The sequence below is a fragment of the Micrococcus sp. TCR-5 genome (assembly GCF_052220525.1).
Classification (GTDB): Bacteria; Actinomycetota; Actinomycetes; order Actinomycetales; family Micrococcaceae; genus Micrococcus; species Micrococcus luteus.
Genome location: NZ_JBQPDO010000005.1, coordinates 1 through 22,731 on the forward strand (window position 1 = coordinate 1; position 22,731 = coordinate 22,731).

At 72.1% G+C, this 22,731-nt stretch carries 21 protein-coding genes and 1 tRNA gene; 9 read left to right on the forward strand and 13 right to left on the reverse strand.

Features of this window, described 5'->3' with window-relative positions; translation table 11 throughout:
• Positions 1–147: 147 nt before the first annotated feature.
• A tRNA-Lys gene (locus ACTSKS_RS04170) sits at positions 148–220 on the reverse strand.
• Positions 221–378: 158 nt separating this feature from the next.
• Here ACTSKS_RS04170 and ACTSKS_RS04175 point away from each other — a divergent pair.
• The 3 genes from ACTSKS_RS04175 to ACTSKS_RS04185 all read left to right on the forward strand — a co-directional run bounded on the left by ACTSKS_RS04175 (position 379) and on the right by ACTSKS_RS04185 (position 2,860).
• Positions 379–1,053, forward strand: a complete 675-nt coding sequence (locus ACTSKS_RS04175) for a hypothetical protein (protein WP_041103592.1) — start codon at positions 379–381, stop codon at positions 1,051–1,053.
• Positions 1,054–1,204: 151 nt separating this feature from the next.
• A complete protein-coding gene (locus ACTSKS_RS04180; RefSeq protein WP_231866340.1) occupies positions 1,205–1,819 on the forward strand; it encodes a hypothetical protein in 615 nt (204 codons plus the stop codon).
• A 15-nt stretch (positions 1,820–1,834) separates the two neighbouring features.
• On the forward strand, positions 1,835–2,860 hold the full coding sequence (locus tag ACTSKS_RS04185) for an inorganic phosphate transporter (protein WP_002856097.1): 1,026 nt from the start codon (positions 1,835–1,837) through the stop codon (positions 2,858–2,860).
• Between the two features lie 92 nt (positions 2,861–2,952).
• Here the strand turns inward: ACTSKS_RS04185 and pstB are convergent, their stop codons facing one another.
• The 4 genes from pstB to pstS all read right to left on the reverse strand — a co-directional run bounded on the left by pstB (position 2,953) and on the right by pstS (position 7,206).
• Positions 2,953–3,732: a phosphate ABC transporter ATP-binding protein PstB gene (pstB, locus tag ACTSKS_RS04190; RefSeq protein ID WP_069941086.1), complete on the reverse strand. Its 780-nt coding sequence runs from the start codon at positions 3,730–3,732 to the stop codon at positions 2,953–2,955.
• 87 nt (positions 3,733–3,819) lie between these two features.
• Positions 3,820–5,001 (reverse strand): phosphate ABC transporter permease PstA, encoded by a 1,182-nt coding sequence (gene pstA, locus ACTSKS_RS04195; RefSeq protein ID WP_036384203.1) that lies wholly within the window; start codon positions 4,999–5,001, stop codon positions 3,820–3,822.
• A gap of 1 nt (position 5,002) precedes the next feature.
• The gene (gene pstC, locus ACTSKS_RS04200) at positions 5,003–5,959 is read right to left on the reverse strand and encodes a phosphate ABC transporter permease subunit PstC (protein WP_049147798.1); all 957 of its coding nucleotides are present in this window, start codon (positions 5,957–5,959) and stop codon (positions 5,003–5,005) included.
• 134 nt (positions 5,960–6,093) lie between these two features.
• Positions 6,094–7,206 carry a phosphate ABC transporter substrate-binding protein PstS gene (gene pstS, locus ACTSKS_RS04205; RefSeq protein WP_069941087.1) on the reverse strand — a complete coding sequence of 371 codons (1,113 nt, stop codon included), beginning with the start codon at positions 7,204–7,206 and terminating at the stop codon, positions 6,094–6,096.
• A gap of 226 nt (positions 7,207–7,432) precedes the next feature.
• Between pstS and ACTSKS_RS04210 the strand changes: the two genes are divergently transcribed.
• Positions 7,433–8,602 (forward strand): FUSC family protein, encoded by a 1,170-nt coding sequence (locus ACTSKS_RS04210; protein ID WP_069941088.1) that lies wholly within the window; start codon positions 7,433–7,435, stop codon positions 8,600–8,602.
• Between the two features lie 89 nt (positions 8,603–8,691).
• Positions 8,692–10,128, forward strand: a complete 1,437-nt coding sequence (radA, locus tag ACTSKS_RS04215; protein ID WP_069941089.1) for a DNA repair protein RadA — start codon at positions 8,692–8,694, stop codon at positions 10,126–10,128.
• A gap of 13 nt (positions 10,129–10,141) precedes the next feature.
• On the opposite strand, the gene ACTSKS_RS04220 is transcribed toward radA, so the two are convergent.
• Positions 10,142–10,963: a hypothetical protein gene (locus ACTSKS_RS04220; RefSeq protein WP_069941090.1), complete on the reverse strand. Its 822-nt coding sequence runs from the start codon at positions 10,961–10,963 to the stop codon at positions 10,142–10,144.
• 41 nt (positions 10,964–11,004) lie between these two features.
• On the opposite strand from ACTSKS_RS04220, the gene ACTSKS_RS04225 reads away from it, so the two are divergent.
• Complete coding sequence (locus tag ACTSKS_RS04225) at positions 11,005–11,937, forward strand: A/G-specific adenine glycosylase (RefSeq protein WP_152743583.1); 933 nt, start codon at positions 11,005–11,007, stop codon at positions 11,935–11,937.
• Positions 11,938–11,974: 37 nt separating this feature from the next.
• Here ACTSKS_RS04225 and ACTSKS_RS04230 read toward each other — a convergent pair whose 3' ends face one another.
• Positions 11,975–12,490 (reverse strand): amino-acid N-acetyltransferase, encoded by a 516-nt coding sequence (locus tag ACTSKS_RS04230; protein ID WP_002856080.1) that lies wholly within the window; start codon positions 12,488–12,490, stop codon positions 11,975–11,977.
• Positions 12,491–12,618: 128 nt separating this feature from the next.
• On the opposite strand from ACTSKS_RS04230, the gene ACTSKS_RS04235 reads away from it, so the two are divergent.
• Positions 12,619–13,626: an IS481 family transposase gene (locus ACTSKS_RS04235; protein ID WP_442927311.1), complete on the forward strand. Its 1,008-nt coding sequence runs from the start codon at positions 12,619–12,621 to the stop codon at positions 13,624–13,626.
• Between the two features lie 82 nt (positions 13,627–13,708).
• On the opposite strand, the gene ACTSKS_RS04240 is transcribed toward ACTSKS_RS04235, so the two are convergent.
• From ACTSKS_RS04240 to ACTSKS_RS04265, 6 genes are all read right to left on the reverse strand, one after another.
• Positions 13,709–13,891: an Rv0909 family putative TA system antitoxin gene (locus tag ACTSKS_RS04240; protein WP_041104640.1), complete on the reverse strand. Its 183-nt coding sequence runs from the start codon at positions 13,889–13,891 to the stop codon at positions 13,709–13,711.
• 327 nt (positions 13,892–14,218) lie between these two features.
• The gene (locus ACTSKS_RS04245) at positions 14,219–16,774 is read right to left on the reverse strand and encodes an ATP-dependent Clp protease ATP-binding subunit (RefSeq protein ID WP_041104641.1); all 2,556 of its coding nucleotides are present in this window, start codon (positions 16,772–16,774) and stop codon (positions 14,219–14,221) included.
• Positions 16,775–16,930: 156 nt separating this feature from the next.
• Positions 16,931–17,314 (reverse strand): histone-like nucleoid-structuring protein Lsr2, encoded by a 384-nt coding sequence (locus ACTSKS_RS04250; RefSeq protein WP_370446019.1) that lies wholly within the window; start codon positions 17,312–17,314, stop codon positions 16,931–16,933.
• Positions 17,315–17,397: 83 nt separating this feature from the next.
• Positions 17,398–17,637, reverse strand: coding sequence for a hypothetical protein (locus ACTSKS_RS04255; protein ID WP_041104642.1), 240 nt, complete (start codon positions 17,635–17,637; stop codon positions 17,398–17,400).
• A gap of 1 nt (position 17,638) precedes the next feature.
• Positions 17,639–19,153 (reverse strand): lysine--tRNA ligase, encoded by a 1,515-nt coding sequence (lysS, locus tag ACTSKS_RS04260; RefSeq protein WP_036384191.1) that lies wholly within the window; start codon positions 19,151–19,153, stop codon positions 17,639–17,641.
• Positions 19,154–19,185: 32 nt separating this feature from the next.
• Complete coding sequence (locus ACTSKS_RS04265) at positions 19,186–20,175, reverse strand: 2-hydroxyacid dehydrogenase (protein WP_069941093.1); 990 nt, start codon at positions 20,173–20,175, stop codon at positions 19,186–19,188.
• A 164-nt stretch (positions 20,176–20,339) separates the two neighbouring features.
• Between ACTSKS_RS04265 and ACTSKS_RS04270 the strand changes: the two genes are divergently transcribed.
• On the forward strand, positions 20,340–22,202 hold the full coding sequence (locus ACTSKS_RS04270; RefSeq protein WP_041104645.1) for an MDR family MFS transporter: 1,863 nt from the start codon (positions 20,340–20,342) through the stop codon (positions 22,200–22,202).
• Positions 22,195–22,704 carry a MarR family winged helix-turn-helix transcriptional regulator gene (locus ACTSKS_RS04275; protein ID WP_036380863.1) on the forward strand — a complete coding sequence of 170 codons (510 nt, stop codon included), beginning with the start codon at positions 22,195–22,197 and terminating at the stop codon, positions 22,702–22,704. Before ACTSKS_RS04270 ends, ACTSKS_RS04275 begins: the two co-directional genes overlap by 8 nt.
• Positions 22,705–22,731: the final 27 nt, after the last annotated feature.

A 22,731-nucleotide genomic window follows, 5' to 3' on the forward strand; every position in this document is an offset into this window, starting at 1 on the left:
AACTCCGCGTAGAGAACAACCGGCCCTTCGAGATGCTCCTCGACCCCGAGGTCAACGCCAACGCGCTCAACTGGACCCACAACGACGACGAGGCCCGAACCCCAGCCAACGATTCCATTGGCAAGGATTCGAGCCTTGTGCGCGGGGTGGGCCCTGCGGGGATCGAACCCGCGACCGGCGGATTAAAAGTCCGATGCTCTGCCAGCTGAGCTAAAGGCCCCCACCCGCGGCCGACGACGACGGCGCGCGGCCGACGACGGCGACCCTCACGGGTGCCCTCCGATGGTAGCCCAGGCGTCCGGGGCACTACCGTGGACGGGGCCGCCGCCTCCGGCGACCACATCCCCACCCCGATGCGCCCTCGAAGGGAGCCCGCCCATGGCACGTCACCGCCTGCCCGCCGGCCGCGGCGCCAGCTCGAGCGCCTCGGGCGTGCTGCGCCCCCACCGGCCCCGCCTCTCGGAACCGCAGGAGCTCACGCACTTCGCCGGCGGCGAAGACCCGCAGGAAGTGGCCGCGGCGGCCTCGCGCCTGGCCCACGCCCTCGTGGCCGGCGGCCGCGCGGAGGAGGACCCGGCCATCGTCGAGCGGCTGGTCGGGCTGGTCCGCGAGCTGGGCGTCGAGACGCTCGCCGAGCTGTGGGCGGACGCCCCGCCCGTCTCGCTCGCCGGCGCCCTGTGGCGCCTGTACGCGCTCCAGGAGGCGACGACCCGCGACGGCGAGCGCTGGGCCGCCTGGTACCGCGCCGGGCATGCCGCCTACGCCTCGCGCGTCGTGGCGGGCGCCGTCGAGCCGCCGGGGCCGGCCGAGCTGCGCCGCCTCACGGACACGATCCTCACGGGCGCCTACCGCTCCGAGATCGACGTCGCGTTCGAGCGCGCCGCGGCCTACGCCCGCGTCGTGGCTCTGGGCCAGGTCGAGCACGCCGAGGGCTCCGAGGCCGCCGCCCCGGACCGCGCCGCCGCCCTCACCCGCCGGGCCGCGCGCCTGGTCAGCACCGCCGACGCCCTGGAGGCGGCGGGTCGAGCGTTTCGGGACGGATCGCTAGACTGATGGGGACGGCGCCGGGCCGCTGGTAACCCCGGGCTCCAACACATAGCCGCTGCGAGCGGCCTTCCGCCGAGAGGCGTTCCCGGTCCGGCGTCGTCGTCGACCCCTTCGCCACCCGTCGACGAGAGAGCGACCGCTGCCCATGTCCCCCCGCATGCCCTGGCTCGTCACGCGCGACACCCCGGCGCTGCGCCACATGGCGGACCTCGCCGAGGCCCTGCACCGGTCCGTGCATCTGGTGGCCCAGGTCGCGGGGACCCGCGGACCCGAGGCGGACCGTGCCGCCCGTGAGCTCGAGGAGCTCGACTCGTCCTCGAGCGCCACCCTCATGGCCTTCCTCACCGCGCTGCGCAGCGCCTACGTGACTCCGCTGCCCCGTCAGGACCTCTACCGGCTGGCCAGCGGCGTGCACGCGACCACCCGGCGCGTCGTGTCGGCGGGCGTGCTGATCCAGCGGGCCGACCTCGAGGAGCTGCCGACGCACGCCCTCGACGTCCTGGAGACCGTGGGGCGGCAGGCCGAGCTGCTCGCCCGCGGCGCCGCCGAGATGCGCGACCTCGACGCCCTGGAGGCCACGTGGATGCAGCTGCTGCGCGCCTCCCGCCGCACGGAGCGGATCATGGTCGAGTGGCTCGCCGACCTCGGCATGGACCTGCTGCAGCGCGACTACAACCGCCAGCGCGAGGTCGCCTGGGCGCTGCACGCGGCGCTCGAGGCCCTCTCCCGCGTGAACATGGACCTGGGCATGGTGCTCGTCCGTGAGTCCTGAGCCGGTGGAGGCGCCGTGACCGCGGGGCTCGCCGTCGTCCTCGTGCTGCTGTGCGCCGTCGGCGCGCTGATGGGTTTCCGCGACGCCCCCAACGCCGCGGCGCTGCCTGTCCGGTACCGGGCGCTGACACCGCGCGGGGCCCTCCTCCTGACCGGAGCGGTCAACACCGTGGGCGCGCTGCTGGGCATCGGGCTCATCACGCTGAGCGTGCACTACTTCACCTCGCCCGCGGTGCGCAGCGAGATCGGCCCCCTGGCCGTGGGCGTGTCCTGCGTGGTGACCCTCGTGTGGGGTCTGCTGCTGTGGTGGCGGCGCCTGCCCGGCTCCAGCACGCACGCGCTGATCTCCGCGCTGGCGGGCAGCCACCTCGCCGTGCGCCTGAGTCTGGACATCGACGTCGCCCTCACCATCTTCGACCTCGTCCGCGCCGAGGTGCTGCTCAGCCTGCTGCTCTCGCCCCTGATCGCGTGGGCGCTCGCCCGCCTGCTCACCGCCCCCGCCATGCGGCTCGCCACCCGGGGCACCACGGTCAACGTCCAGCACCGGGCCCGCGTCGCGTTGGGCATCTCCGCCAGCGCCATGGCCATGGGCCACGGCCTGCAGGCCGGTCAGCGCATGGGGGTGCTGTGGGCCGCCGTGCTGGTGGGGTCCGGGTCCGTCCTGGCGCCGGACGCCCTGACGGCCGAGTTCGTGGGGGGCGCGTTCCTGTTCGCCCTCGCGGTCGGGCTCGGCACGCTGGGCGGCGCCTGGCGGATCGCCTGGACCCTCACCGAGCGTCTCGTGCGCCTCGACCCCCTGCGGGCGTCCGTGGCCGCCGTCATCCCCGCGGGCCTGCTGTTCGTCGGATCCCTGGTGTTCCACCTGCCCCTGTCCTCCACCCACACGGCGACGGCGGCCATCGTGGGCGCCGGCCAGACGCAGACCTACGCGTCCGTGCGCTGGCCCACCGTGCTGCGCGTGGTCGGCTGGTGGGTGCTCACGCCGGTGGCCTGCGCCCTTCTCGGCCTCCTCGGCACGCTGGCCCTCGTCCCGCTGGCCTGAGGCCGCGCCCGACGACGACGCCCGGCCCCGCAGACGCCGCGACCCCGCCCGGCGTGCGGCCGGACGGGGTCGGGGACGGAGCGCGGGACGGCTCAGCCGAAGCGGCCGGAGACGTAGTCCTCGGTCTGCTGGCTCGAGGGGTTGTTGAAGATGACGTCGGTGTCGTCGTACTCGATCAGCTTGCCGGGCTTGCCGACGCCCTGGATGTTGAAGAACGCGGTCTTGTCCGCCACGCGCGCGGCCTGCTGCATGTTGTGCGTGACGATGATGACCGTGTACTCCTCCTTGAGCTCGTTGATCAGGTCCTCGACGGCGAGGGTGGAGATTGGGTCGAGCGCGGAGCAGGGCTCGTCCATGAGGATCACGTCGGGCTGCACCGCGATGGAGCGGGCGATGCACAGACGCTGCTGCTGACCGCCGGAGAGGCCGGAGCCGGGCTTGTCGAGGCGGTCCTTGACCTCGTTCCACAGGTTGGCGCCGCGCAGGGACTTCTCCACGAGCTCGTCCGCACGGGACTTGTTCAGGCGGGTGCCGTTGAGCTTGTAGCCGGCCAGCACGTTGTCGCGGATGGACATCGTGGGGAACGGGTTCGGGCGCTGGAAGACCATGCCGATCTGGGAACGGACGCGGACCGGGTCCACACCGGGCCCGTAGATGTCCTCGCCGTCGAGCAGGAGCTGGCCGTCCACGGTGGCGCCGGGGAGCACCTCGTGCATGCGGTTGATGCTGCGCAGGAAGGTGGTCTTGCCGCAGCCGGAGGGGCCGATGAAGGCGGTGACGGAGCGGGGGGCGATGTCGATGTTGACGCCCTCGACGGCCTTGAACTTGCCGTAGAAGACATCGACGTCGATGGCCTGGATGCGCTTGGACATGAGTGGTTCTGTTCCTTCGTGGAAGTCTCTGGGGGGGGTGCGACGGGGTCGGGGCCGGCCGCCCGGGGGATTCCGGGCGGCCGGGCCTCACCGGCCCTTCTTGGGGGCGAACGCCTTGGCGATGAACCGTGCCGCCAGGTTGAGCAGCATGACGATGGTGACGAGCAGCAGGGCGGCTGCCCAGGCGCGGGCGGTCGAGGGGTCCGCCGCCGTAGGCGAGGTCGGGGCGACCAGCTGGCGGTAGATGTACACCGGCAGCGCGGTCATCCAGTTGTCGAACGGGTTCCAGTTGATGCTGGTGGCGAAGCCGGCCGTCACGAGGATCGGCGCGGTCTCGCCCGCCACGCGGGCGATGGCCAGGGTGACGCCGGAGGCGATGCCGGAGATCGCGGTGGGCAGGACCACCTTGGCGATGGTCTGCCACTTGCGCACGCCGAGGGCGTAGGCGCCCTCGCGCAGCTCGTTGGGCACCACACGGAGCATCTCCTCCGTGGATCGCACGACCACGGGGATCATGAGCACCGAGAGCGCGATCGCGGCCGTGAGACCCATCTGCACGGACTGCAGTGCGGTGGACTTGCTGCCGGTGACCAGGGTCAGGACCCACGTGATCGCGGCGTAGGCGAAGAGGCCGGCCACGATCGAGGGGATGCCGGTCATGACGTCCACGAAGAACACGATGGCGCGGGAGAACCAGCCGCCGCGGCTGTACTCCACCAGGTAGATGGAGGTGAGCATGCCGATCGGCACGGAGATCAGGGTCGCGATGATCGTGATCACGACGGTGCCGATCAGGGCGTGGCCGAAACCGCCCGCGAGCCCGCCGGCGGGCTTGCCGTCCTCCACCCACGCCGAGTCGTCGATGCCGGTGATGCCCTTCATGTCGTACGCCATGATCTGCGGGTTGGCGATCAGGGTCGGCAGACCGGCGGAGAGGACCGACCACAGCACGGAGACCAGCGGCACCAGGGCCACGAGGAACGCCAGCCACACGAGGTTGCGGCACAGGCCGTCTGCGGCGCGGCGCCGGTTCTCCATCACGCGGGTGGCCACGTAGAGCCCCGCGATGTAGAGGATGGCGGCGATGATCACGAAACCGACGACGTTGAAGGCGCCGCTGAGCAGCACGGTCAGGCCGGCGGCGACGACGGCCGCGGCAGCTGCGACGGCCATCCAGGTCCAGCCGGGCTTCTGACCCTCGGTCAGGGAGTGACGCCGCGGCGTCACGCTGTCCTCGGTGGCCCGGGGAGAAGTCGAGACAGTGCTCATGTCAGTTGGCTCCCGAGAATTCCTTGTGCTTGTTCACGATCGCGCGGGCGATCATGTTCACCGCCAGGGTGATGATGAAGAGCATGAGACCGGCAGCGATCAGCTCGTGCAGGCGCATGTTGAACGCCTCGGGGAAGTTGAGCGCGATCTCCGACGGGATCGTCTGGTTCCTGCCGGACTCCACGAGCGACCAGGAGAAGACGCCGCCGGAGAGCACCATGGTGACCGCCATGGTCTCGCCGAGCGCGCGGCCGAGGCCGAGCATGATCGAGGAGATGATGCCGGCCCGGGCGAACGGGAACACGGTCATCTTGATCATCTCCCAGCGCGTGGCGCCGAGGCCGAGCGCGGCCTCCTCGTGGAGCTTCGGGGTCTGGGTGAAGATCTCACGGCAGAGCGCGGTGATGATCGGCAGGACCATCACGGCCAGCACGACGCCCGAGGTCAGCAGGGTGCGGCCCGTGGTGGTGGCCGAGCCGCCGAAGAACGGGATGAAGCCCAGGTTCTCGTTGAGCCAGCCGTAGATCGGCACCATCAGCGGAGCGAGCGTCAGCCAGCCCCACACGCCGTAGACCACGGAGGGGATCGCGGCCAGCAGATCGATCACGAAGCCCACCGACTGCGCGATGCGCGGGGGCGCATAGTGCGAGATGAACAGGGCGACACCGATCGCGACCGGGGTGGCGATGAGCAGAGCGATGATCGACACCATCACGGTGCCGGCCATGAGCGGCCACACGTACTGGAAGAAGGAGTCCGCAGACACGAGCTCCGCGCCCGGCTGCAGGGCAGGCCATGCCTCCGTCAGGAGGAAGACCGCCACGAAGGCGAGCACGAGCAGGATCAGGACGGCGGCCGCCAGGGCCCCGCCGGAGAGGAGCTTGTCTCCGGCGGCTCCGCGGCGGGGGCCGCGCAGGCTGGACGGCTTCGGTGCCGCCTCGTTGGTGGTTGAGGACACGGTGCCTTCCCTCAGATCGACGTGCGTGGTGATGGACGGGCCGCGACGAACGAGTGCCCTGACGCGGCTTCAGCCGCCGGGCCCGTGGGGCCCGGCGGCCGAAGCGGCGGTGGGTCAGCCGACAAGAAGCGACATCAGCCCTTGACCGAGATGGCCTCGATGCGCTCCATGGCCTTCTTGCGGGTGTCCTCGGAGATCGGGGCGTTGCCCGCGGACTCCTCGGCGGTCTTCTGACCGTCCTCGGACACGACGTACTCGGCGAAGGCCTTGACCTGGTCCACGGTCTCCTGCGACTCGTACTGGTTGCAGTAGATGTGGTAGGAGACCAGCACGACGGGGTACACGCCGGACTCGTCGGTGGCGCGGTCGAGCTCGATCGAGCCGTCCTCCTTGGCCTCGGACTTCTCGACGGTCGCGGCCGCGGCCTCGGCGGAGTACTTCACGTACTCCTCGCCGACCTTCACGGACACGGTGCCCAGCTCGCCCACGGCGGAGGCGTCGGCGTAGGTGATGGCGCCTTCGGTCTGGGAGGCCAGGCCCACGACACCCTTGGTGCCCTGGGCGGACTCGGCGGTGATGTCGGACGGCCAGGTCTCGACCTCGTCGTAGGACCAGGCATCGCCGGCGGCCTCGGTGAGGTAGGCGGTGAAGTTCTCGGTGGTGCCCGAGTCGTCGGAACGGTGCACGACGGTGATCGGGGTGTCGGGCAGCTCGACGCCCTCGTTCTGCGCGGCGATGGCCTCGTCGTTCCAGTTCTTGATCTCGCCGGAGAACACCTTGGCGATGGTCTCGGCGTCCATCTTGACGTCATCGACGCCCGGCAGGTTGTAGGCCACGGCGATCGGGGAGATGTAGGCCGGCACGTGGAACGCGCCCTCGTCGCCGCAGTTCTCCTTGGCGGACTCAGCCTCCTCCTCCTTGAGGGCGGCGTCGGAGCCGGCGAAGGAGGTGGCACCGGCGAGGAACTTCTCACGACCGGCACCGGAGCCGTCCGGGGAGTACTGCACGGTCAGGTTCGGAGCGGTCTCGGTGACACCCTGGGTCCAGGCGGTCATGGCCGCCTCCTGCGAGGAGGCGCCGGCGCCGACCAGGTTGCCCTGGACCTCGGAGGTGGTGCCCTGCTCGCCGCCGGCGGAGCCGGAGGCATCGGAGCCGCCGTTGCCGCTGTCCGCGGAGGAGCAGGCGGTCAGGGCGATGGCGGCCACGGACAGGAGGGCGGCGGAGCGGCCGAAGCGGAGAGCCTTCACGAAGAGCCTCTTTCAATCGGATGACGACGGTGAGGGCAGAGCGTCCGGCTGGCCCGGTTCTGCACCGCACCCGACCGTACGGTCCAGAGGTGAATCGAGTGCTCGGCCGGGGTGAACAGATGGTGAACGGGAGCGGCATTCGCAGGAATGATCTGTGCCGTGGGCCACAATGCTTGGTTGAGCCTCGCACGGCGGGGGCACCGCGGCGTCGGACTAGGCTGGCCGCATGACGGACCGCTTCGCCACCGCCACGGGCACGGTGCCGATGGTCGACCCCCAGACCCGCGGGGAACGTCTCGGCCGCTTCCTGCGTCGGCGCGCCCGTGCGGGCTGGTCCCGCGTCCGCTCCTCCGTGGGCCAGGCCGCCCTCGTCGCTGTCTGCGCGGTGGGCGCCTACTGGTTCGCGGAGGCCGTCCTGGGCCACCAGCAGCCCCTGTTCGCCTCCACCGCCCTACTGATCGCCCTCGGCTTCCAACGGGAGCCGAAGCTGCGCAAGGTGGCCGAGGTCGCCGTCGGCTGCACCGTCGGCATCCTGATCGGGGACCTGCTCATGGTCGGGCTCGGCCGCGGCCTGTGGCAGGCCTCGGTGGTCCTGTTCGTGTCCGTGATGGTGGCCCGGTTCCTGGACTCCGGCGCCACATTCACGATGCAGATGTCCCTGCAGTCCGTCCTCGTGGTCCTCCTGCCCACCGGCACGGGAGGGCCGTTCGTCCGCAGCCAGGACGCGATCGTGGGCGGCGTCCTGGCCCTGCTCGTCACGTTCCTCTCGCCCCAGGACGTGCGCCGTCCCGCGGTGCGTCAGCTGGGTGGACTCTACGACTCGATCGCCACGGTGCTGCGCGACCTCTCCCGGGCCCTGCGGGAGAACGACTCCCGCACCGCCTGGATGGCGCTCGTGGCCAGCCGCGGCACGCACACCACGCTGGAGGCGCTGCGCAAGGAGCTGCGCGTCACGCATGAGCAGACCGTGTTCAACCCGCTGCACCGCTCCTCGCGCTCCTTCGTGGAGGACGCGGTGAACGCGGCGGACCGCTCGGACCTGGCGGTGCGCTCCCTGCGGATCGTGGCCCGGCGGGTGGTCTCGGTCCTGGACGAGGGTGTGTTCGACGACGACGACCGCGAGCGCCTGGCCGCCTGGTTCGACGACGCCGCGGACGCCGTCGAGATCCTGCACCGCTCCCTCGTGGAGCCGCAGGCCGAGGGCCGCCATCGCTCGCTGTCCGTGGCGCGGGACGCCCTGGGGGCGTCCGCGTCCGCGCTGGACCCGCACCAGCTGGGCGGCGGGTCCGTGCACGGCGAGGCGCTCGTGATGCTGCTGCGGCCCATGATGGTGGACCTCATCGAGGCCACGGGCGCCGAGCACGACGAGGCGCGCGGCTACCTGCCCCGCGTCTGAGCCCGACGGCGGCGCACGGCCCCGGCGGCCGACGTCGGACCGCGCGCGGTGCCGGCTAACGCGTCCGCCTCGGCTCCTAGAGTGGGCGCATGGCCACCAAGACCGCCCCGAAGCGTGCCCCCGGATACCGCTGCACCGAGTGCGGCTGGACCACCGTGAAGTGGGTCGGCCGCTGCGGGGAGTGCCAGTCGTGGGGCACGGTCGAGGAGATCGGGCTGACGTCGACCACCGGTCGCACGCGCGCGGCCACGGTCGCGGAGGTCGCGCCGCGCATCGCGGACGTGGACGCCACGCTGGCCTCGTTCCGCTCCACGGGGGTGCGTGAGCTGGACCGCGTGCTCGGCGGCGGCCTCGTGCCGGGCGCGGTGATCCTGCTGGCCGGCGAGCCGGGCATCGGCAAGTCCACGCTGCTGTTGGACGTGGCCGCCCAGACGGCGCGCGGCGCGGGCGGCGGCGGTCCGCGCTCGGTGCTGTACCTGACGGGCGAGGAGTCGGCGGCGCAGGTGCGCTCCCGCGCAGACCGGATCGGGGCGATCGCGGACACCCTGCGTCTGACGGCGGAGACGGACCTGGGCCGGGCACTGGGGCAGATCGAGCGGACGGACCCGGAGCTGGTGATCGTGGACTCCGTGCAGACCCTGCAGTCCACCGAGGTGGACGGGATCGCCGGGGGCGTCAGCCAGGTGCGCGAGGTGGCGGCCAGCCTCATCCGCACGGCCAAGGAGAAGGGGATCACCACGGTCCTGGTGGGCCACGTGACGAAGGACGGGACCATCGCCGGCCCGCGGCTGCTCGAGCACCTCGTGGACGTGGTCTGCCAGTTCGAGGGGGACCGCCACTCACGGCTGCGCCTGGTGCGTGCGGTGAAGAACCGCTTCGGGCCCACGGACGAGGTCGGCTGCTTCGACCTGCGGGAGGACGGCATCGAGTCCCTGGACGACCCCTCCGGTCTGTTCCTCTCGGGCGTCTCGGAGCCGGTCGAGGGCACGTGCGTGACGGTGACGCTCGAGGGCCGGCGCCCGCTCGTGGCCGAGGTGCAGTCCCTGCTCACCCCGTCCGCCGGCGGCAGCCCGCGCCGCACCGTCTCCGGCGTGGACGCGGCGCGCGTGAACATGCTCCTGGCCGTGCTCCAGCGCCGGGCCCGTTTCGCCCTCGCCCAGGACGACTGCTACGTGGCCACCGTGGGCGGCGTGCGACTCTCGGAGCCCGCCTCGGACCTGGCCGTGGCCGTCGCCGTGGCCTCGGCGAAGCTCTCGGCCCCCGTCCCGCAGGGGATGATCGCCGTCGGTGAGCTCGGGCTGGCCGGGGAGGTGCGCCCCGTGCCCGGCATCGGGCGACGGGTGCGCGAGGCCGCCCGCCTGGGCTTCACCCGCGCCCTGGTCCCCCGCTCCCCCGAGCCGCTCGGGGACGTCCCCGCGGGCTTCACGGTGGCGGAGGTCGGCTCGATCGGCGAGGCCCTCGCCACGATCCCCACGTGGACCGGCGGCGGCCCGGCCGCGCATCCGGAGGCCGGCCCCGGCCGCTGACGGCGCGGCCGGCTCAGCGGGACGATGACGGCGACGGGTCGGTGGTCGAGGCCGACGCCGGGTCGGAGGCGGACCCCGACGGGGAGGCGCTGCCGCTCGAGGAGGGGGTGGCCGAGGAGGGGGTGGCCGAGGAGGGGGCGGCCGAGGAGCTGCTGTCCTGGGCCCCCGGGGCGAGCTCCTCGAGGATCTTCAGCGCGACGGGGCGGGAGGTGACGTCGCCGAGGCTGACCGTCAGCAGATGGGGCCCGGGCTCCGCGAGAGCGCCGAGGCGGCCGCAGTCCTGGCTCGAGGCGCGGCCGGACCAGCGGTACACGGCGGTGAGCTCCTCGTGCGGGTACAGCACCCGCTGGGCCTCCGCGGGGTCCGCCTGGCAGATGCGGGTGGAGAAGACGTCGTCGCCCTCGGCCGTGCGGATCGTGAACTCCTGCCGGGCCGTGCCCACATCCGTGCGGCACGGGGTCGAGGAGAGGTTCGTGATGCCCAGGCGCAGCTCGGCCTCCTCGCCCCGCTGGTACTCGGACCGGTCCGCGGAGGCGGCGATCCGCAGATCCGAGGGCTGGCACTCGGCGGCGTCCTCGAGGGCCACGGTAGGCGAGGCGGAACTGGACTCGGCGTCCGTGGCCGGGGCGGGCGACGGGGAGTGCACCGGCGTCGGGGCGGCGGAGGGGTCGGCGTCCTCGGAGGAGAAGGCGCCGATCCCGGCTCGGACGAGCGCCACGACGGCCCACCCCACCAGGAGCAGGAGCACGAGGGCGAGCAGGGCGGCCACGAGCCGCCGGCGGCGGTAGACGGCGGGGGACGGCTTCGACCCGGGGGAAGTCGGACGAGACGGCATGCGATCCAGGGTAGGCGGCGGCGCACCCTACAGTGGACGCCATGCCCGCGCCCGCCCCCCTCGTCCCGCCCACGGTGGACGTGCCGCACCTGCACGACGCGATGCTGGGCTGGTTCGCCGTCCACGCCCGGGACCTGCCCTGGCGCAGCCCGGACTGCTCCCCGTGGGGCGTGCTCGTCTCGGAGATCATGCTCCAGCAGACCCCGGTCGTGCGGGTGCTGCCCCGCTGGCGGGAGTGGCTGGAGCGCTGGCCCACCCCCGCGGACCTGGCCGCCGCCCCCACCGCAGACGTGCTCACGGCCTGGGACCGACTCGGCTACCCGCGCCGGGCCCTGCGCCTCCAGGAGGCCGCCCGGGCCGTCGTCGGGCGCCACGACGGCCGGGTGCCGGCCGACCCCGCCGCCCTGCGCGCCCTGCCCGGCATCGGCGAGTACACGGCCGCGGCGGTCGCGAGCTTCGCGTTCGGCGTCCCCGAGACCGTCGTGGACACCAACGTGCGCCGGGTGATCGCGCGCGCGGTCGCGGGTGAGGCCCTGCCCGGCAGGTCGCTGACCCGCGCCGAGATGCGCCGCGCCCAGGCCCTCATGCCCGAGGACCCCGCCCGCGCCAACGCGTGGAACGCGGCCGTCATGGAACTCGGGGCCCTCGTCTGCACCGCCCGCTCCCCCGCCTGCGACCGCTGCCCGCTGGCGGAGACGTGCGCGTGGGTCGCAGCGGGCTCCCCGCCGCCGGTGGAGGTGCCGCGCGGCCAGGCCTGGGCCGGCACGGACCGTCAGGTGCGCGGGGCCGTGATGGCCGCCGTCCGCGAGCACGGGCGCGTGGCCGAGGCGGAGGTGCCCGCCGTCGTCGTGGCCGGGGGGCGGCTCGGGTCGCACCGCCCCGACGACGCGCAGTGGGCGCGGTGCGTCGCCGGGCTCGTGTCGGACGGGCTGCTGGCCCGGGACGACGACGGCGGCCTCACCTTCCCGGCCTGACCTCGCCGGGGCCTGGGGCGGCCCGCGGTGCGGCGGCTCAGAGGCGGCGGATCATCCGCGTGTTGCCGAGCGTGTTCGGCTTGACCCGGGCGAGGTCCAGGAACTCGGCGACGCCCTCGTCCGTGGAGCGCAGCAGTTCCGCGTAGACCTCCGGGTCCACGGCGGACTGGTCCGCCATCACCTCGAAACCGTGCCGGCGGAAGAACTCGACCTCGAAGGTCAGGCAGAAGACCCGCTCGACGCCCACGGCCCGCGCACGGTCCAGCAGCTCCTCGATGATCAGGTGCCCGACGCCGGTCCCCCGGTGGGCCTCCGAGACGGCGAGGGTGCGGACCTCGGCGATGTCCTGCCACATCACGTGGAGGGCGCCGAAGCCGGCCAGGGTCCCGTCCGCCTCCTCGGCGACCACGAACTCCTGGATGGCCTCGTAGTAGGCCACCGCCTCCTTCTGGAGCAGCACGCGCTCCCGCGCCAGCGGCTCCACGAGCGCCTGGATGACCGGGACGTCCTGGGTCCGCGCCGAGCGGAGGGTGAGGGGGCGGTCGGCAGGCATGGGGTCCAGTCTAGGTGTTGTGGGTCATGAGGTTCTTGGCACGAGGGCCGGGCTGAGATGAGACGAGCGGGCCCCGCCCGGCAGGATGGAAGTTCCTCAACAACCCATCCGCTGGAAAGAGCCCGCTCATGACCCACGCTAACGCACCCCTGACCCCCACCGGCCGTCTCAGGATGGTCCACCGCCACCTGCACGACGGGATCCCCCAAGCCCATGTCGCCGCCGAGTTCCGCGTCAGCCGCCCCACGGTGGCCACCTGGGTGGCCCGCTACCGCGCCGAGGGCGAGGCAGGACTGCAAGACCGCTCCTGCCGGCCACGACGCTCTCCCGCCCAGCTCGACCCCGAGGTGGTGGCCCAGATCCAGACCCTGCGTCGCAGGGAGAAGTGGTCAGCCCGCCGCATCCATCACCACCTCGTCTCTGAAGGCCACCGGGTGTGCCTCCGAACGGTGGGCAGGTGGCTGCACCGGCTGGGCATCTCCCGGTTGCCAGACCTCGCGCCCACGGGTGAGGACCTGCGCCAACGACCGCAGAAGATCACCGCCCGCGGCCCGGGGCGCATGGTGCACCTGGACGTGAAGAAGATCGGGCGCATCCCTGACGGGGGCGGCTGGCGTGCTCACGGCCGGGACTCCGAGAACGCGCGAGCAGCCAAGCGCGGGCCTGGCCGACGGGTCGGCTACACCTACCTGCACTCGGCGATCGACGGGTTCACCCGCCTGGCCTACACCGAAGCCTTGCCCGATGAGCGGGCAGCTACGACCGTGAGCTTCTTCTGCCGGGCGCGGGCGTTCTTCGCCGCCCACGGCATCCGGATCGACAGGGTGATCACGGACAACGGCAACAACTACCGGGCCGTGGACTTCACCGCGAAGGTGGTCTCGCTCGGGGGCCGGCACCACCGGATCCGGCCCTACACGCCCCGCCATAACGGGAAGGTCGAACGCTACAACCGGCTGATGGTGGACGAGGTCCTCTACGCCCGCCCGTATACCTCAGAGACGGCCCGGCGTGAGGCGTTGGCAGTGTGGGTGAACCACTACAACTACCATCGGCCTCATACCTCCTGCGGGGACGCCCCGCCGGCCTCGTTGGCACCGGCCCGAGTCAACAACGTCATGACCTCTTACATCTAGGCACGGACATCCCGACCCCGGACAGACGGGAGCCCCCGTCCCGGCGGACCGGGCGGGGGCTCCCGCGGCGTCGACGGCAGGCTCAGGCCTGCTGCTCGCCCTCGTCCCCGGACAGGAACTTCTCCTGCGCGCCGTCGACACCCTTGTTCACGGTGTCGCCGTGCTCGCCGAGCTTGTCGCCGTGCTGCTCCTGAGCGTTGTCCACGGCCTCGTCGATCTTGTCCGAGTGCTGGTTTGCGAGGTTGTTCAGGTCACCGATACCCATGGGCGGCCTCCTTCTTCTCGGGGCTGCCCCGCAGCCGTCCCGGCGAGCGCCGGGTCGAAGCGGAGACAGGACCACCGTCGAGCGGTCACAGACCACAGTGGCACCGATCCCGCCGCGAGGGAACCCCTCTCGTGCCTCCGGAGAGGCGGGCCGGTTCAGCGGTCCTTCGCGAGGCCGTCCTTGATGCCGGCGGCGGTGTCGCGGACCTCGGCCCCGGCGTCCCCGCGGGGGCACGACGACGGCCCGCCGCCTCCTCCCCGAGGGGGAGGGGCGACGGGCCGTGGCCACCGGACGCGCGGTCCGGCGTCGTGGGTCAGACCCCGCAGGTCACACGGAGCGGTCGGCGTCCACCGGATCGCCGGCACCGGACTCGAGCTCGGCCAGGTCCGCACCCTCCAGGGCCTCCCGGCCGCCGGAGAACGCGAACGTCAGCTCGGCGCCCTCCCCCTCGCCCGTGGCGTCCACGGTGATGAGGGAGCCGGCCGGGATCTCGCCGAAGAGGATCTTCTCCGAGAGCTGGTCCTCCACCATCTGCTGGATGGTGCGGCGCAGCGGGCGGGCGCCCATGGCCGGATCGTAGCCGCGGTCCGCGAGCAGATCCTTGGCGGACTGGGTGAGCTCGATGGACAGGTCCTGCTCCGCCAGGCGCTTGCCGAGGCGGGAGACGAACAGGTCCACGATCTCCACGATCTCGTGCTTCTGCAGCTGCGGGAACACGATCACGTCGTCCACACGGTTGAGGAACTCGGGGCGGAAGTGCTGGCGCAGCTCCTCCTTGACCTTGCCCTTCATCCGCTCGTACCCGGTGGTGGTGTCCGTGGCCGACTGGAAGCCGGTCATGACGCCCTTGGAGATGTCCCGGGTGCCGAGGTTCGTGGTCATGATGATCACGGTGTTCTTGAAGTCCACCACACGGCCCTGCGAGTCGGTCAGGCGACCGTCCTCGAGGATCTGCAGCAGGGAGTTGAACAGGTCCTGATGGGCCTTCTCCACCTCGTCGAACAGCACCACGGAGAACGGACGGCGGCGGACCTTCTCGGTGAGCTGGCCGCCCTCCTCGTAGCCCACGTAGCCGGGAGGGGCGCCGAACAGACGCGAGACGGTGTGCTTCTCCTGGAACTCGGACATGTCCAGCGTGATGAGCGCGTCCTCGTCCCCGAAGAGGAACTCCGCGAGGGACTTGGCCAGCTCCGTCTTGCCGACGCCGGTGGGGCCGGCGAAGATGAACGACCCCGAGGGGCGGTTCGGGTCCTTCAGGCCCGCGCGGGTGCGGCGGATGGCGCGGGACAGGGACTTGATGGCCTCGTCCTGGCCGATCACGCGGCGGTGGAGCTCGTCCTCCATGTTGCGCAGGCGGTCCGTCTCCTCCTCGGTGAGCTTGAACACCGGGATGCCGGTGGACTTGGAGAGCACCTCGGCGATGAGGTCCTCGTCCACCGTGGCGACGTCGGCGTCCGCGCCGGTGCGCCACGCCTGCTCCTTCTCGCGGCGCTCGTCCCCGAGCTGCTGCTCCTGGTCCCGCAGGCGGGCGGCGCCCTCGAAGTCCTGGCCGTCGATGGCGGCCTCCTTCTGGGTGCGCACCTCCGCGATCCGGGACTCGTAGGCCTTGATCTCCGGCGGCACGGTCATGCGACGGATGCGCAGACGCGCGCCGGCCTCGTCGATCAGGTCGATGGCCTTGTCCGGCAGGTGCCGGTCGGAGACGTAGCGGTCCGCCAGGCCGGCGGCGGCCTTGAGCGCGCCGTCGGTGATGGAGACCTTGTGGTGCGCCTCGTAGCGGTCCCGCAGGCCGCGCAGGATCTCCGTGGCGTCCTCGACGGACGGCTCGGCGACCTGGATCGGCTGGAAGCGGCGCTCGAGCGCGGCGTCCTTCTCGATGTGCTTGCGGTACTCGTCCAGCGTGGTGGCGCCGATGGTCTGCAGCTCACCGCGGGCCAGCATCGGCTTGAGGATGCTGGCGGCGTCGATCGCGCCCTCGGCCGCACCCGCCCCGACGAGGGTGTGGATCTCGTCGATGAACAGGATGATGTCCCCGCGCGTGCGGATCTCCTTGAGCACCTTCTTCAGGCGCTCCTCGAAGTCGCCGCGGTAGCGGGAGCCGGCCACGAGGGAGCCGAGGTCCAGCGAGTAGAGCTGCTTGTCCCTGAGCGTCTCCGGGACGTCGCCGCGGTCGATCGCCTGGGCCAGGCCCTCGACGACGGCGGTCTTGCCGACGCCGGGCTCGCCGATGAGCACGGGGTTGTTCTTGGTGCGGCGGGAGAGCACCTGCATGACGCGCTCCATCTCACCCGCACGCCCGATGACGGGATCCAGCTTGCCGTCGTGCGCGGCCGCGGTGAGGTTGCGTCCGAACTGGTCCAGCACCACGGAGCCGGCGTTCTGGCCGGCCTCGCCGCCCTGGCCCACCCCGGCACCCGCGGTCTCCTTGCCACCCTGGGCGCCGCCCTGGTAGCCGGAGAGCAGCTGGATGACCGTCTGACGGACGCGGTTCAGGTCCGCGCCGAGCTGCACGAGGACCTGGGCGGCCACGCCCTCGCCCTCGCGGATCAGGCCGAGCAGGATGTGCTCGGTGCCGATGTAGTTGTGGCCGAGCTGCAGCGCCTCGCGCAGGGACAGCTCGAGCACCTTCTTGGCGCGCGGCGTGAAGGGGATGTGGCCGGGCGGGTTCTGCTGACCCTGGCCGATGTCCTCCTGCACCTTCTCTCGCACGGCGCCCAGGGAGATGTCCATGGACTCCAGTGCCTTGGCTGCGACGCCCTCACCCTCGTGGATCAGACCGAGCAGGATGTGCTCGGTGCCGATGTAGCTGTGGTTGAGCATGCGCGCCTCTTCCTGGGCGAGCACGACCACCCGCCGGGCGCGGTCGGTGAATCTCTCGAACATGGGCACACTCCTTGCGTACGGTCGTGGTCGACACTACGCACCCGGACCGCGTGCCGCGCGGCTGTTCGCCAGCGGGAGAAGCGGCCCGGCCGTCCTCGGGAGGGGCCGGAACGAGGCCCGGGGACGCCGATTCCTCGACGCACCCGGGCGGGACGCTCACTTGCGCTTCGCGTTGCGGTAGGCCTCCACCACGTCGCGGTGCAGGCGACCGCGGCTCGAGACCTCGTAGCCGTTCTCGGCCGCCCACTTGCGGATCTGGGCGGCCTCGACCTTGGGCGACGGCGGCGCCACGGCGCGGCCCTTCTTCATGTAGGGCTTCAGGAACTCACGGAGTTCCGCAGCGTGCTCCTTCGACAGGTCGATCTCGTAATTGCGACCGTCCAATGCAAAGTTCACGGTCTCATCTGCAGGCGAACTGTCAAGATCATCCACGAGGACCACTTCTACCTTCTGTGCCAACGGTGATTCCCACTTTCTTCTCTCGTGCGCGTGTCCCTGGGTTCCGGTCTTCGCTCTCGGGGTTCTTTCCCGCGTGCTCACGATTCCGGCCGTGCACTTGTGGTGATTCAAGAATACCGCAACGAAGCCGGGCAGAAGGATTCTTCAACGCCGGGGAAGGAATCTCACCGGGCGCGGTCCTCCGGATCAGCCCCCGGCCCTCCCTCGGCTCGGCGTCGGGCCGCCCACTCACGGGCCTCGGCCTCCTCGCGGGCCGCCCGCGCGTCCGCGCCCGAGAGCCGGCGGGCCTGACTCTCGCGCTCACCCGTGTCCGAACGCAGCAGGGAGCGCATCACCAGCCAGAAGATGAGCCCGAGGCCGATCGAGGGGGCGAGGACGGAGAAGTAGTCCCAGAAGGCGGCCATGTCAGGCCTCCGGCTTGAGCAGCGGGAAGAGGATGGTCTCGCGGATGCCGGCGTCCGTGAACAGCATCACCAGGCGGTCGATGCCCAGGCCGATGCCGCCCATGGGCGGGGCGCCGTACTCGAGGGCGCGCAGGAAGTCCTCGTCCAGCTGCATCGCCTCGTCGTCGCCGGCGGCCGCCATCGCCGACTGGGCGGTCAGGCGCTCGCGCTGGATGACGGGGTCGATCAGCTCGGAGAACGCGGTGCCGCGCTCCATGCCGCCGATGATCAGGTCCCAGGCCTCGATGACCCGGTCGTCCGAGCGGTGCGGGCGCGCGAGCGGCTGGGCGGCCGGCGGGTAGTCGTACACGAACGTGGGGTTCATCAGGGTGGGCTCCACGATCTCGCCGAACAGCTCGATCACGAGCTTCTCCGCGTCCCACGCGGGGTCCACCTTGACCTCGTGCTCCGCGGCGATCGCCCGCAGCGTCTCGGCGTCCGTCTCCGGGGTGATCTCGCGGCCCACGGCCTCGGACAGCCCCGGGTACACGGCGACCCAGGCCCACTCGCCGTCGAGGTCGATGACGCCCTTCGCGGTCTCGAGCCGACGCCCGGCGCCCACCGCGTCCGCGGCGTTGAGGATGATCTCCTGCATGCGCTCGGCCATGACGTGCATGTCCGCCCACGCCTCATAGGACTCGAGGGTGGTGAACTCGGGCGAGTGGGTCGAGTCCACGCCCTCGTTGCGGAACACGCGGCCGATCTCGAACACGCGGTCGATGCCGCCGACGACGGCGCGCTTGAGGTACAGCTCGGTGGCGATGCGCAGGGTCATCGGCTGGTCGAACGCGTTGAGGTGCGTCTCGAAGGGACGTGCGAGGGCGCCGCCGTGGACCAGCTGGAGCATCGGGGTCTCCACCTCCACGTAGCCGTGGCCCTCGAGGGTGCGCCGCACCGCCGAGGTGACCTTGGCCCGGGTGTAGACCATGCGGCGGGCCTCCTCGCGCACGATCAGGTCCGCGTAGCGCTGGCGGACGCGGGTCTCCTCGTTCAGGTCCGCGTGCAGCACGGGCAGGGGGCGCAGCGCCTTGGAGGCCATCTCCCACGCCGAGGCCATGATGGACAGCTCGCCGCGGCGCGAGACGATCACCTCGCCGGTGACGGAGAGGAAGTCGCCCAGGTCCACGACCTTCTTCCACTCGGCCAGGGACTCCTCACCGACGGCGGCCAGGGACACCATGACCTGGAGGCGGACGGCCTCCCCGTCCGCGCCGGACTCCTGCAGGGTGGCGAAGCAGAGCTTGCCGGTGTTGCGGAGGAAGACGACGCGCCCGGTCACCGACACGGTCTCGCCCGAGGTCCAGTCGGGCTCGTGGCCGTCGAACCGCTCACGCACCTCGGCCAGCGCGTGGGTGCGCGGCACCTGCACGGGGTAGGCCTCGCGGCCCGAGGCGAGCAGCTGCTCACGCTTGGCGGCGCGGACGGCCTGCTGATCGTGGTGGTCGACGGCGGCGGAGGCGGAGTTCTGGGTGGTCACGGTCCCCGAGTCTACCGACGGCGCCCCGCCGGTCAGCCGCGCACCTCGGGGTTGACGAGGGCCGGGGCCTCCGCGCCCGTGGCCATGGCGATCGCGTTGCGCGCGGCCAGCTCGGCCATCGCGGCGCGGGTGTCCCGGGTGGCGGAGCCCAGATGCGGCAGGAGCATCACGTTCTCCAGCTCGGCCAGGCCCGGGGCGAGGGCGGGCTCGTCCTCGTAGACGTCCAGACCGGCGCCGAAGAGCCGCCCCTCGCGCAGGGCGGTGACGAGGGCCGCCTCGTCCACCACGGGCCCCCGGGCCGTGTTGACGAGGACGGCGTCGTCCTTCATCTTCGCGATCACGTCCGCATCCACGAGGTGATGGGTGTCGTCCGTCAGGGGCACGTGGAGGGACAGGACGTCCGCGACCTCGACGAGCTCCTCCCAGCGGACCTGACGGACGCGGCCGGCGAGGTCGCCGAGCTCCGCGGCCGCGACCTCCCGGTGCGCGGGCGGCCGCGGCGCGAACACGACCTCCATGCCGAAGGCGAGCGCACGCTCGGCCACCGCCTTGCCGATCCGTCCGAAACCGGCCAGGCCCAGGGTCGCGCCACGCACGTCCCGGCCCACGAGCAGGTCCGGCGCCCAGCCGTGGAAGCGTCCCTCGCGCACCATCCGCTCACCCTCGGGGGCACGGCGGGTCACCCCGAGGATCAGGAGCATCGCGATGTCCGCGGTGGCGTCCGTGAGCACGTCCGGGGTGTTGCCGACGGCGATCCCCCGCCGCGTCGCGGCGGCCACGTCCACGTTGTTGTAGCCGACCGCGTAGTTGGCGATGCCCCTGATCCGCGCGTCGGCGAGCACGTCGGCGGTGAACTTCTGGTCCAGGGCCGCGACGACGACGTCGTAGTCCCCCGAGGCCACCAGCCGCGCGAGCGCGGCGTCCCCTCCGACGTCGGCGCCGTCCACCACCTCTCCGGCCTCGCGCAGCATTCCGAGCCCGGGCTCAGGGAGGCGGGTCATGAGCAGGAAACGGGGGGTCACGGCGGGCCTCACTCTCGGATCGGGGGGAGGACGCGGCGTCGTCCGGCGTGACCAGGCTAACCGCGGACGGCGGGTGCGGCCCGGGCCGACGCCCCTTATGATTGACTCTCGTCAATCATTGACTTATGTCAATCACCGCGCCGCCCCTCCCGCCGAAGGACCCCATGACCCCAACCTCCCCCGCCCCCGAGGCCGTCGCGCCGGCCGGCGCCCCCTCGCTCGAGCGCGCCGACGCCGCGCGCCACCGCTCCGTGCTCCAGGCCCTGACCGGCCTCCTGCTGGGCATGTTCGTCTCGATGATCGCCAACACGGTGGTCTCGACCTCGATGCCGGTGATCATCCACGACATCGGCGGCGACCAGACCGCCTACACCTGGGTCATCACCTCGGCCCTGCTCGCCACGGCCATCGCCACCCCGATCTGGGGCAAGCTGGCCGACCTCGTCAACCGCAAGGTCCTCTTCCAGGTCGCCCTGGCGATCTTCGTCGCCGCCTCCGCGGCGGCCGGGTTCACCCACGATCCGACCTTCCTGATCGTCTGCCGCACCGTGCAGGGCCTGGGCGGCGGCGGCCTCGTCGCGCTCAGCCAGGTGATCATGGCGGACATCATCAGCCCGCGTGAGCGCGGCCGCTACATGGGCCTGTTCGGCGCCGTGATGGCCGTGGCCACGGTGGGCGGCCCGCTCGCCGGCGGCGTGATCACCGACCTGTGGGGCTGGCGCTGGAACTTCTTCGTGGCGGTGCCCTTCGCCGTCGTCGCCCTGGTGATGGTGCAGCGCACCCTCCACCTCCCGCACCGCGAGCGCCAGAAGGTGTCCATCGACTACCTCGGCATCGTGTTCCTGACCGCGGCCACCGCGCTGCTGCTGATCTGGGTCACCAGCGCCGGTCGCGACTTCGACTGGGCCAGCACCACCACCGCGTGGATGCTCGGCGGCGCCGCCGTCGCCACCGTCCTGTTCGTCGTGACCGAGCTGCGCGTCGCCGAGCCGCTCATCCCGCTCACCCTCTTCCGCGACCGCACCTTCACCCTCGCGACGATCGCCTCGATCGCCACGGGCCTGGCCATGTTCGGCTCCTCCGTCTACCTGGCCCAGTACATGCAGCTGGCCCGCGGCGCGACGCCGACCCAGGCCGGCCTCATGACCATCCCGATGATCCTCGGCCTGCTCGTGTCCTCCACGGTGATCGGCGGCCTCATCACCCGCACCGGCGTGTGGAAGCGCTGGCTCGTGATCGGCGCCGTCCTGCTGATCGCCGGCACCGCCCTGCTCGGCACCCTGCACTACGACACCTCCTTCTGGCTGGTGTCCCTCTACATGTTCCTGCTCGGCGCCGGCGTCGGCATGACCATGCAGAACCTCGTGCTCGTGGTGCAGAACACCACCGACCCGCGGCAGATGGGCGTCGCCAGCTCCGGCGTCACCTTCTTCCGCACCCTGGGCGGCAGCATCGGTGTCGCCGTGATGGGCGCCGTGGTCTCCAACGTGGTCCCGGACCGCATCGAGGAGCGCCGCGCGGACCTCGCCGCGGCCCTGCGCAGCCTGGGCCCGGACGCCGCCGAGTGGTCCGAGAGCCTGCAGTCCAGCACCCTGCCACGCGTGGCAGAGATGCCCGACTCGCTGCGGGTGATCTTCGAGGACGTCTACGCGCAGGGCATCGCCCTCGCCTTCCTCGTGGCCGTGCCGCTCGCGATCGTCGCGTTGATCGCGATCCTGTTCCTGCCGAACCTCCCACTGGGCCGCATGACCACCTCCGAGCGCCTCCACGCCACCCGCGCCGACCTGGCCACCCATGCCACGGCCGAGGCCATGCAGACGCTGCCCGCGACCGGCCCGATCCCCGTGGTGACCGCGGCGCAGGGGCAGCATCCGGCCGAGGACCCGGAGGAGTCCCGGTCGGTGTCGGCCGAGCGCCCGGCGACGGCGGTGGCCGACCGGCCCGTCGTCCCCGCGGCGCTGGCCGTGGCAGGGACGGCCCTGCTGGCGGCCGTCGTCACCGCGCTGGTCCGGGCCCGCCGTGGCTGACGGCGCCCCGGACCCGGGCGGAGGCGGCGACGACGCGGGCTTCGAGGCCGCCGTCCAGGGGCTCGAGCAGGCGTTCTCGCGTCTGGTCCTGCAGCACCGCCAGGTGATGGTCCGCTACGCGGCGGCCCTCAGCCCGGCCCTGTCCGTCGGGGCGATGAAGGCGTTCATGATGCTGGCCAACGAGGGGACCATGACGCCCTCGGCCGTGGCCGAGGGCCTGCTGGTGGACCGCGCGCAGGTCTCCCGCATGGTCCGCGACCTCGAGGCCGCCGGGCTGATCACCCGAGAGCCGGACCCGCGGGACCGCCGCTCCGCCCTCCTGAGCGCCAGCCCCGAGGGGCTCGCCCGCCTCGACGCGGTGCGCGGCGGCCCGGCGGGTCGCGGGCTGCGCGACGACCTGGCGCGCTGGGACCGCGAGGACATCCGGACGCTGACGCGCCTGCTGGACCGGCTGGCCGCCGAGCGTCAGACCCGGATGCAGGACCCCGCCGAATCCGAGTGAGCCGCCGGCCGGACCCGCGGGGCCCGG